Here is a 7,370-nt window from a genome sequence, read left to right on the forward strand (position 1 = left end):
GGATTTGCTCATGCAGAAATAAATGCCCTTAACCAGGCTAAAACAAAAGCAAGAGGAGCAACCCTTTATGTGAACTTAGAGCCCTGTTCTCATCAAGGTCGAACTCCACCCTGTACCAAAAGTATTATTAAAGCAGGAATCAAAAAGGTCGTAGCCAGTATGCTTGACCCAAATCCAATAGTTTCAGGTAAAGAAGAATTAGAAAAAGCAGGTATCCTGGTAGAAGTAGGGATGTTAGAAAAAGAGGCAAAAAAACTCAACGAGGTCTATATTAAATATATGACGACTAAATTGCCTTTTGTCATTCTTAAATCGGCTATTACCTTAGATGGCAAGATAACAACATTAGAGAAAAGTTGGATTACTTCTAATGAAAGTAGAAGATTAGTCCACAGGTTACGGGCAGAAGTTGATGCGATTTTAGCTGGCAAAAACACTATTTTAATTGATGACCCATTACTTACGGCGAGAATAAAAGGAGCAAAAGACCCATTTAAAATAATTGTGGATACAAAATTAGAAATTCCACTTTCGGCAAAGATATTAAAAAATCCTGAGAAAGTAATCATCGCTACAACTAAACAGGCACAGGAACATAAAATTCAAAGCCTGAAGAAATCAGGGGTAAAAATCTTAATTCTACCTGAATCTAAAAAAATGGTAGATATTAAAGAATTAATGAAAAAATTAGGAGGGATGGAAATAACCAGTATTTTAGTCGAAGGTGGGGCTCAAATAAATGCCTCTTTTTTAGAAAATGGATTGATAGATAAGGTATTCTTTTTTATTGCCCCTAAAATAGCCGGTAATAAACAAGTCAATGCAGTCGGAAATTTGACCCAAACAATCCGATTAAAAGAACTCACGACGAGAAAAATAGGCGATGATATTCTGATATGTGGTTATGTTTAAACGCTTACCAAAAAAGATATTGACAAAAAATGGACTTAAATGATATAGTTATTAGACGGAGGAAGAAAATGGAGATTAAAGATGAAGTAACTAAAATCGCTAATTTATCAAAACAGGCCTCCTTTAAACTATCTAATTTATCTTCAAAGATTAAAGATACCGCTTTACTGGCTATGGCAAAGGCGATTGAAGAGAGTGCAAATATTATCCTTGAAGAAAACAAAAAAGACCTTGAGTTTGCTAAGAGTCAGGGTTTATCGTCAGCACTAATTGATAGACTTACGCTGAATGAAAAACGAATAAAGGTAATGGCAGATGGACTACGCGATGTGGCTAATTTACCCGACCCGATAGGTGAAATTATCTCTATGTCAAAAAGACCCAATGGGTTACAAATTGGTCGGATGAGGGTTCCTTTAGGAGTCGTGGGTATTATTTATGAGGCAAGGCCAAATGTTACCGCCGATGCGGTGGGATTATGCCTTAAATCTGGCAATGCGGTCATTCTTCGCGGCGGCACAGAGGCAATCAACTCAAATAAAATTATTGCCAGGATACTTGATTCTGCCGCGATTTCAGCTGGTATTCCCCCAAATAGCATGTGTTTGATTGAAATTACCGATAGGCAAGCCGTCCGGGAATTAGTTAAATTAAATCATTTAGTCGATGTCATCATTCTGCGTGGTGGTAAAGGATTAATCGAAACAATTGGTGAAGAGACGAAAGTTCCAATCATTGCCCATGGAGAAGGTAATTGCCATGTCTATGTTGATTGTCCAGCAGATTTGGCTATGGCGGCAGAAATTACTTTTAATGCCAAAGTTCAAAGACCTGGTGTTTGCAATGCCATAGAGTCACTTTTAGTTCATCAAGATGTTGCCCGGGAATTTTTACCCACAATAATAAACCGCTTGAAATCAGCCAAGGTAGAAATAAGAGGTTGTCCCCAAACCAGACAGATAGTTTCGGAAGGAATAATACCAGCAACTGAAGAAGATTGGTATAAAGAATATTTAGATTTGATTTTAGCCGTAAAGGTCGTTTCCGGATTAGACGAGGCAATTGAACATATCAATATTTATGGTTCTTCGCACTCAGAGGCGATTGTAACTTCATCATATAGAAATGCCCGTCGATTTCTTCAAGAAGTAGATGCGGCGGCAGTTTATGTCAATGCCTCAACGCGATTTACCGATGGTGGTGAATTTGGTTTAGGAGCAGAGATTGGCATCTCAACTCAAAAATTACACGCCCGCGGTCCAATGGGACTGGTAGAATTAACAACGACTAAATTTATTATCCTGGGTGATGGTCAAATCAGAGTGTAATTTGTATGAAATATTTAACAAATTTTGATTTTACTTACCATAATGAAGACGGAGCCAGATTTTCTAATTATTATTGAAAAACAATTTTTGAGAAAAAAAGGAGGAATTAAAAATGGTTAATGAAGAAAAAAAAGAAAAAGATTTTAAGGCGATACCAATTGATAAAATTGCTCCATGTAAATGGAATGTAAGGACTTCAGATAAAGAAAAGGGGATAGAGGAACTTGCTGAGAGTATATTGAAATATGGATTACTTCAGCCAGTTGTGGTTTTTCAGGAAGGAGATGAGTTTAATTTAATAATAGGCCAGCGTAGATTACGAGTTTTCAAAGAACTAAAAAAGAAGGATCCTAATAAATTTAAAGATATACCTGCAATTATTTTGTCAAAGAAACCTGATGAAGAAAGCTCTAAAATATTATCTTTAAGCGAAAATATCCATAGAGTTGAATTAAACAGAGCAGATATCGTTGAAGTAATTAGTTATCTTCATAAGAAACATAATAAATCTGCAAAAGAAGTTGCAAAAATTTTGGGGAAAAGTATTCCCTATATCTATGAGCATCTCAAAATTCAAGATGCGCCAGAAGAAATCAAGCAAATGCTATCTAATCGTGAAATTGAGAAGGCGGATGTGAAAAGAGTAATGGAAATTGCTGCAGACGATAAAGACAAAATGATTAAACTGGCAAAAGAAATAAAGGGGCTGGCGGGGCCTGAAAAAGCAAGATTAGTTGAAGCAGGGAAACATAAACCCAAAGCAAAGGCAGAGGAGCTTATTGAAGAAGCAAAAAAACCTCGTATCGAAGAGAAGATTATTGTTCCACTAACACCTGCACTAATGGTGGCGTTGGATAGGGCAGTAAAAGAAATAGGATTAAGCAGAGAAGAAATTGCTAAAAAAGCATTGGAGGATTGGCTTGACAACAAAGGATATTACAAAGAATGATATGGATCTTGAAACTTTAGCCAAAATAAGCAAAGGGACTAAAAGAAAGAAAAGGAATATAAATGATCTTGAGGTAGCAGAAGAAATAAATTCTCTTTATATGATATATAATTCTTTAGCCAAAGTCTCAAGCACAGTAAAACTTTCCCCTGAAATGGTGAGACAAATAAAAAGCTTAACTACTTTAGAAGATGAGGTCAAAAAACTATATCGGGATGGTGTGCTTAAAGGCTATGATATTGGTTATAGAATATCTAAATTGCGAAGGAAAGACCAAATTATATTAGCGAAATATATTTTGAATAAAAACATCTTATCAAAGGATGTAAGGGCAATTGTAAAAGATAAGATAGATAATCCTGAAATACCAATAGAGGAAGTTATCTCTAAAGTTATCCAATCTAAAGACAAAAGAATTTATGTGGCATACCTTGGTATTGAAAAAGATACTTTTGAAAATTTGTTAAATGAACTTAAAAATAGAGATATAACAAAGACAATAGAGACTATCTTTAAAAAAGTCATACCCTATGAATCTATAGCCTCATTTGAACTAAATGGGAGAGTAGTAATACTTAAAGTAGAAAGAGAAGGATTACAGAAAATAAGAAGTAAGGCAAAGGAATTGAGTGTTCCTTTGGCTAAATTGGCTGATGTTTTAGTAAAAGAGTATTTGAAGGAGGGCATAAATTATGAAATGGACAAGGGCTGATTACGCTATCGCTCAGGAATTAGATAAATTACTTTCTAAATCTACCCCTTATGCTTTATCCAGTCCCTCATTTGGAAGCCCCACTATTCATGATTTTGTTAAAGGTCTTATCCTTTCAACTAACATAATAGAGATAATTGATGAACATATACCAAATGGATATAGAATAGATTGGGGACAGGTGATAAATGAAAAAGATGGAAATACCTTATCCAAAGAGTGCGACATCATAATTTACAAAGGCAAACCATTCAAACCTATTAAAAATAGATGTATGAGTTTTGCACTCGTTGATAAAAAGCAGACAAAGGTAGTTATTCAGGTCCGTAGTAGTATTCAGAGTGTAACAGCCGATGATAGAAAATATTGTAAAGAATTAAAGAAGTTTGTCCCTAAAGTCTGGTATATCGCTGAATGTTGTTGGGCAAAGACTAAAAACAGAATAAACATCATAGAACGAGAGATGAAAAAAGCAGGATATAATCAATTTTTCTATTTTTATAGAATGGATAACGATTCTTTGAAAAGAACAATAGATTACGAACCATTTATTAGGTTTATCAAGTTGATTAAAAATATGGGGTGAGTTAATGATAAAACATAAGCATAATGGTAACATTAAAAATGGTAATCAATGGCACAAGCCGATTGAAGAAGTATTTACTGGAATTGATTTAAGAGGGATTAAGGTTAATTGTCCTCAATGTAAAGAAATGGGGTTAGTTACTACCAGATGGATTAAAGGTCCAACCTTGAAACCTATTTATATTTTGCATATTAAATGGGGGAAAGCAAGAAAAATATGTCAACTCAATGAGGAACAATCTAAAGGTGTCCGAAATAGGGTTCGTATCCTCCAAAGTGATATTAAAAAATTACTAAAATCAAAGAAAGCATTTGTTCTATTCAGCGGCGGGAAAGATAGTATTGCAACTTTAATGTATTTAAAAAGTATTGCAAAAACGGTCAAAAGCGATTTAACCGCAATTTATGTTGATACTACAGCAGGTCTTCCAGCAAATACGAGATATGTAAAAAAAGTCTGTAAATATCTTGGTATTAATCTTGAAATAGTAAGACCTAAAATAGACTATTTTACTCTAGCAAAAGAATGGGGTATTCCAAGTTTCAAGTATAGATGGTGCTGCAGAGAATTAAAAATAAGACCTATTGAAGAATATCTGGACAAAATTGAAAAACCAAAGGTTGTTTTTGATGGGATTAGAGCAGTGGAGTCCAATATAAGGAAACATTATATTCCTATATGGTATCACCCAAGCTTCAAATGTCTATCAGTTAGTCCAATATTTTACTGGTCTGATGAGCAGGTGATTTCGTATGTAAATAGCAACGGAATACCAAAAACTTTTCTGCACTCTTTAGGCACATCTACTGAATGCTGGTGTGGAGCATATAAGACAAAATCGGATTTTGAAAAATTATATGAGTTAGATAAAGATATGTTTAACAGATTGATTGAAGTGGAAAAGGAAAATAAGAGTGGCTACACATTTATCTATAACAATGGGCAGAGAATACCATTAAAAGAACTTGCAAAGGCAATTGAGAAAGAAGACAAAAATAATGCTAATGAAAGAAAGTCAAAAATGCAAAATGGTGGTTAGGGAATTGGGATTAAGAATTGAATTTTTATTATACCACCCCGAATTCCGAATCCTGAGACTACATAAGCTGATACCTAAACACATACTTTTGTTTTTACATTTAGCAAGGATGAACTGGAGAGATTTAAAAATTTGTTAGCGGAGCTCTTTTATGGAAGATAAGGGATATTTTGATAATTTGATAGATAGGATTGCTCTGCGGTGAACGGTTTACAAAAAATTTAATTTGACAAACAATTAATGATGTGGTATTATTCATTAATAGTCAAATTCAAAAATATCAATTATGGCGTTAGGTCTATATAATATGTTAAAATCCGATATCCACATTGGTATAATGGGTGGTACTTTTAATCCTATTCATTATGGACATTTATTGGCGGCCGAGGAAGCAAGACAAAAGTTTAATCTAAAAGAGATTATCTTTGTGCCCTGCGCCAGACCACCTCATAAAAATCAAAAGGATATTGCTGGTCCAGAAGATAGATATAAAATGACCTGTCTGGCGATTGAATCGAATAAGTATTTTAAAGCATCTGATATTGAGCTCAAACGGGGCGGAATATCTTATTCACAAGATACAATCATCGAATTTAAAAAAATCTATGAGCGTGCACAAATCTATTTTATTACTGGTGCGGATGCTATTGCAGAAATTGATACCTGGAAAAATGCAAAGGATTTGCCAAAATTATGTCAATTTATCGCCGTCACTCGACCTTGCTATCCTTTAAAAATAAAAGAAGAATACTTTACGTATATTTTGGAAATACCCGGCGTTTCTATTTCTTCGACTGAGATTAGACAAAGAATACACGAGGGAAAATCAATTAAATATTTAGTCCCGGAAGATGTAGAAAACTATATCTATGAGCATAATTTATACCAAAGAGTGGTAACCGTTCACCGCAAAGATACAGAGACGCAGAGAAAAAATTAAAATCTATTCACCAGTTACCTGATAAGCGATAACCGCTTACTTGATTTCACATGCACTTCATTTGGGTAAATAGTTACCGATTATTTGGTTTTATTGGAGGTGTAAAAGAATGATATTGAAACTTGGGTTGCCAAAGGGTAGTTTGCAAGAATCAACAATTGAATTATTTCAAAAGGCAGGATATATGATTGCGGTTGATAAACGCTCATATTTCCCCAGAATTGATGATGAAGAGATAGAGGTGATGTTAGTTCGGGCACAGGAAATGTCGCGGTATGTAGAAGAAGGGGTATTTGATGTTGGTTTGACTGGATTTGATTGGATTAAAGAAAATAAGTCAGATGTTATTGAGGTGGCAAGTTTAGAATATGCCAAACAGGGATTTCGATTTGTAAAATGGGTATTAGCCGTGCCAAATGATTCATCCATTAAAAGCATCAAGGACTTGCAAGGCAAACATATTGCCACAGAGTTAGTAAATGTAACAAGAACATATCTTGAGGAAAGAGGTATCCAGGCAAATGTTGAATTTTCATGGGGAGCAACTGAGGTCAAAGCACCCAGACTTGTGGATGCCATTGTCGAATTAACCGAAACCGGCTCCTCTCTTCGTGCAAATAATCTACGCATTGTCGAAACTATACTTGAGTCAACAACAAGATTAATTGCTAATAAAAACGCCTGGCAGGATGCTCAAAAACGCATGAAGATAGAAAATATTGCCCTGTTACTTCAGGGGGCACTTGCCGCCGCACAAAAAGTAGGACTAAAAATGAATGTCTATAAGGAACACTTACCACAGGTGCTCGCTATCCTACCTGCTTTAAAAACACCAACTATCTCAAAATTAAGTGATGAAAATTGGTGTGATGTGGATACTATTGTTGATGAAAAAGTTGCCCGA

The 7,370-nt window shown here is 34.8% G+C and carries 8 protein-coding genes; all 8 read left to right on the forward strand.

From position 1 onward, the window contains the following. Positions 1-912, forward strand: a 912-nt coding sequence (ribD, locus tag AB1414_12190) for a bifunctional diaminohydroxyphosphoribosylaminopyrimidine deaminase/5-amino-6-(5-phosphoribosylamino)uracil reductase RibD (GenBank protein MEW6608183.1), incomplete at its 5' end; no start/stop codon positions are given. Positions 913-980: 68 nt separating this feature from the next. Continuing rightward, positions 981-2,240 carry a glutamate-5-semialdehyde dehydrogenase gene (locus AB1414_12195; GenBank protein MEW6608184.1) on the forward strand — a complete coding sequence of 420 codons (1,260 nt, stop codon included), beginning with the start codon at positions 981-983 and terminating at the stop codon, positions 2,238-2,240. 112 nt (positions 2,241-2,352) lie between these two features. After that, positions 2,353-3,189 (forward strand): ParB/RepB/Spo0J family partition protein, encoded by an 837-nt coding sequence (locus AB1414_12200; protein ID MEW6608185.1) that lies wholly within the window; start codon positions 2,353-2,355, stop codon positions 3,187-3,189. After that, entirely contained in the window at positions 3,161-3,901 is a 741-nt protein-coding gene (locus AB1414_12205) for a hypothetical protein (GenBank protein MEW6608186.1), read from the forward strand. Before AB1414_12200 ends, AB1414_12205 begins: the two co-directional genes overlap by 29 nt. Beyond that, on the forward strand, positions 3,882-4,487 hold the full coding sequence (locus AB1414_12210) for a DUF6602 domain-containing protein (GenBank protein ID MEW6608187.1): 606 nt from the start codon (positions 3,882-3,884) through the stop codon (positions 4,485-4,487). Before AB1414_12205 ends, AB1414_12210 begins: the two co-directional genes overlap by 20 nt. A 4-nt stretch (positions 4,488-4,491) precedes the next feature. Further along, positions 4,492-5,526, forward strand: a complete 1,035-nt coding sequence (locus AB1414_12215) for a phosphoadenosine phosphosulfate reductase family protein (protein ID MEW6608188.1) — start codon at positions 4,492-4,494, stop codon at positions 5,524-5,526. A gap of 307 nt (positions 5,527-5,833) precedes the next feature. Beyond that, entirely contained in the window at positions 5,834-6,466 is a 633-nt protein-coding gene (gene nadD / locus AB1414_12220; GenBank protein ID MEW6608189.1) for a nicotinate-nucleotide adenylyltransferase, read from the forward strand. A gap of 109 nt (positions 6,467-6,575) precedes the next feature. After that, positions 6,576-7,370: ATP phosphoribosyltransferase (hisG, locus tag AB1414_12225; GenBank protein ID MEW6608190.1), on the forward strand; the 795-nt coding region annotated here is incomplete at its 3' end.

This window comes from bacterium, assembly GCA_040755795.1.
Classification (GTDB): domain Bacteria; phylum UBA9089; class CG2-30-40-21; order CG2-30-40-21; family SBAY01; genus JBFLXS01.

What these genes read in the sequence shown, in the direction of transcription:
- AB1414_12200 (MEW6608185.1), top strand. Translation starts at nt 2,353, where the DNA reads ATGGTTAATGAAGAAAAAAAAGAAAAAGATTTTAAGGCGATACCAATT.
- nadD (MEW6608189.1), top strand. Translation starts at nt 5,834, where the DNA reads ATGTTAAAATCCGATATCCACATTGGTATAATGGGTGGTACTTTTAAT.
- AB1414_12195 (MEW6608184.1), top strand. Translation starts at nt 981, where the DNA reads ATGGAGATTAAAGATGAAGTAACTAAAATCGCTAATTTATCAAAACAG.
- AB1414_12215 (MEW6608188.1), top strand. Translation starts at nt 4,492, where the DNA reads ATGATAAAACATAAGCATAATGGTAACATTAAAAATGGTAATCAATGG.
- AB1414_12210 (MEW6608187.1), top strand. Translation starts at nt 3,882, where the DNA reads ATGAAATGGACAAGGGCTGATTACGCTATCGCTCAGGAATTAGATAAA.